A 2,881-nucleotide genomic window follows, 5' to 3' on the forward strand; every position below is an offset into this window, starting at 1 on the left:
ACCCGATCGCGTCGAATAGTGACAGGTCACCATGCGTGACGGTGACCTGCTGGTGTCACCCCGGCCTTCTCGGTGCCATCAGCAATACGTGCCGGATCTGTGTCGTACCGTGAGGTAGACGCCACGACTGTTTGCGAAGAGGTGCGGCATGATCTCCCCTGGCGCTGACGAGGCCCCGAACCTGCTTGCCCGTCTCGTCCACGAACGCGGTTGGAGCGTGACCGACTTCCGCCGCCACTTCGAGCAGACCGCCAAGGCGCTTGGTAGGTCGGCGGACGGCATGCCCCAGGTCAGCGAACGGCAGGCCAAACGATGGCTGTCTGGAAAGGTCGCCCGCCGGCCCTACCCGGTTGCGTGCCGAGTCCTCGAAAAATGTTCTACTACCCTGTAGACAGCCTGTTTGCACCTGCCATCAACTCTTACGCTTCGAGAGGATTCGATAACTCTAAGTCGTCTTCCGTCGTTTCCGCACTCATGCCCGCCCACGCCGACACCGCCGGGTCATACACCAGCCCCCATGTACGGGATGACCAGAAGCGATCAGGTGCCGACAGTTCCGACCCGGCGTGGACAAGAGAGATTTCTATGTCCCTCCGCCGAACCCGTGACTTTCTCCTCCTTGTGGAACGGCCCGACCTCGGCCCGGCCATGCTCGACGAGATCCACGACGAACTACGCCGCATCGCCCGCGCTGTCCCCACCCAGCCGATACCGACCTTCTTCCCCGACCTGCTTGCCTTGCAGGATCTCACCTACCGACTACTGGAAAACCGTCAACACCCCTCCCGAGACCTGTACCTCCTCACTGGTGCGACTACAGCACTGGTTGCGGCCATCTGCAACGAAGTCGGTAAGCCGCAGGCCGCAATCACGCACACGAGAGCCGCCTACTTCTGCGCGGACCACGCGGGTCATGAGCCGCTGAAGATATTCATACGCGGCGTCCAAGCGTTGACCGCCTATTGGGCAGGCTGGACAGCCGACGCCGCCCGCTACTGCCAGCTTGCCGCAACCCTTGGCCCCGTCTCCGGCACCGTCGCCGTCTGGCTGCCCTCCCTCGAAGCACGTACACATGCCGCGCAGGGCCGTGCCGACGCCGCAACCCAGGCTATCCGCCTCGCCGCTGAGGCTCGCGAACGGGTGATGCCCGATGACTTGGACGACACCGGCGGCGAAATGACGTTCACGTTTCCGCGTCAGCTCTACTATGCGGCCGACGCCTATGTCTGGTTGCCCGACCAGCCCGCCGACGCCGAACGAGCCGCGGTTGCCGCCGTCGACGCCCACGAGTCCGCAGCTGGAGACGAGCGCAGCTACGGCAAGAAGCCCTGTCTCGGGGCGCGCTCGGCCTTGCCCGAGCCCGAAACGGCAATCTCGACGGTGCTCAGGACGCACTCCGCCCAGTGCTCGATCTCCCAGTCGATCTTCATATTGCCTCGATCCGACAAGCGGTGCGCCGTGTCCACGGCGTCTTGACAACCCCAACCCTCGTCAGCTCTCCTACCGCCCGTGAGCTGATCGCCGAGACCGAGCACTTCATCCGGACGTCCCCGCTGGCGCTCCCCGGCTGACAGCTTGGAAATTTACCTCTTTCACCACACCTTCGTTAGGAGATCCATGGGGAAACACTCGACGCCCCCTCCGGACTGTCCGCGATGTGGAGGAAACGGAACGATCACTGTCGCCACCGATGGTAAAGAAGAACAGAAAACAGAAACCGTGACCTGCTCGACATGCAAGGGAACGGGGAAGGCGTGAGGCGGGAATATTTCATCCCTGACGTTATCTGGGTCAGACGGGACGACGGGTGGATGGTGCCACTGCGCCGATCTGACGATCCTGAACGATGGCTGACCCTGGTCAGCAGCGATGATTCGATTGTCACCCAGGCCGACGACGGGGAACTCCAGGACGGTAAGGGCGTCATCCCGACCAGCTCAAGTAGTGCGCCATCGGTTATGAAGGAGATGATCGATCTGCTTGACGTGCGGGCAGGCATGAACCTCCTAGAGATTGGAGCAGGAACCGGCTATAATGCCGCCTTTCTCGCACAGAAAGCCCATCCCGGGCATATCACCACCGTCGAGGTAGACGATAAGATCGCCGAGCACGCCCGGCAGGTCCTATGCAGGACCGGATATCCGGTCGCAGTCGTTACAGGTGACGGCACCCTGGGATGCCCCGAGCGCGCCCCCTACGACCGCGTCATTTCCACCGCCAGCGCGGTAGAGATTCCCTACGCCTGGGTGGAGCAAACCCGGCCCGGCGGGCGCATACTGGTTCCCATAGTGGTCGGATTTTTTGAATGTCAGGCATTTCTGTGCCTGACTGTCCATGATGACGGTGCCGCACACGGCCGTTTCCACGGCAGAGCTGGATTCATGCGACTGCGTAACCAGCGAGACGACGAACCCCTGTGGATGCGGCGGGATTGGGATGACCCCCAGACCTCCACCACCCGGCTGTTCCCGTCCGAACCGTTTACCGAGTTCGAGGCCGGGTTCGCCTTCGGTGCGCGGCTGCCCGGATGGGTGGTAGGACGACGGGTAGAGGATGACGGCAGCATGCTTCTACGGGTCTCGCACCTTCCTTCCGGATCGTGGGCCTCGTTCACATCCGAGACAGATGGTGAGCATGAGGTATGCCAGTATGGACCGCGCTGCCTCTGGGACGAGCTGGAAACCGCCTACCGTTGGTGGACCGACGCCGGGCGGCCCGATCACACACGCATCGGTGTCACTGTTACCCCCGACGGCCAGACGTTCTGGCTCGATACGCCAGACCAAGTTCTCTCCCCCGTCCAGCAGCCTGCAGCCTGACCAGGGCAGACGCACCCAGGGCAGACGCACCGAGGAAGATCGTCGCCAATGTTCTCTTCCTG

The 2,881-nt window shown here is 62.7% G+C and carries 3 protein-coding genes; all 3 read left to right on the forward strand.

The window, feature by feature from the left end; all coding sequences use genetic code 11:
- Window positions 1-148: 148 nt before the first annotated feature.
- Complete coding sequence (locus tag AC08OO_RS23180) at window positions 149-391, forward strand: hypothetical protein (RefSeq protein ID WP_476611830.1); 243 nt, start codon at window positions 149-151, stop codon at window positions 389-391.
- A 194-nt stretch (window positions 392-585) separates the two neighbouring features.
- A complete protein-coding gene (locus AC08OO_RS23185) occupies window positions 586-1,476 on the forward strand; it encodes a hypothetical protein (protein ID WP_476611831.1) in 891 nt (296 codons plus the stop codon).
- 335 nt (window positions 1,477-1,811) lie between these two features.
- A complete protein-coding gene (locus AC08OO_RS23190; protein ID WP_476611832.1) occupies window positions 1,812-2,819 on the forward strand; it encodes a methyltransferase domain-containing protein in 1,008 nt (335 codons plus the stop codon).
- The last annotated feature ends 62 nt before the right edge of the window (window positions 2,820-2,881 follow it).

It is taken from the genome of Frankia sp. CeCAU1, assembly GCF_977971845.1.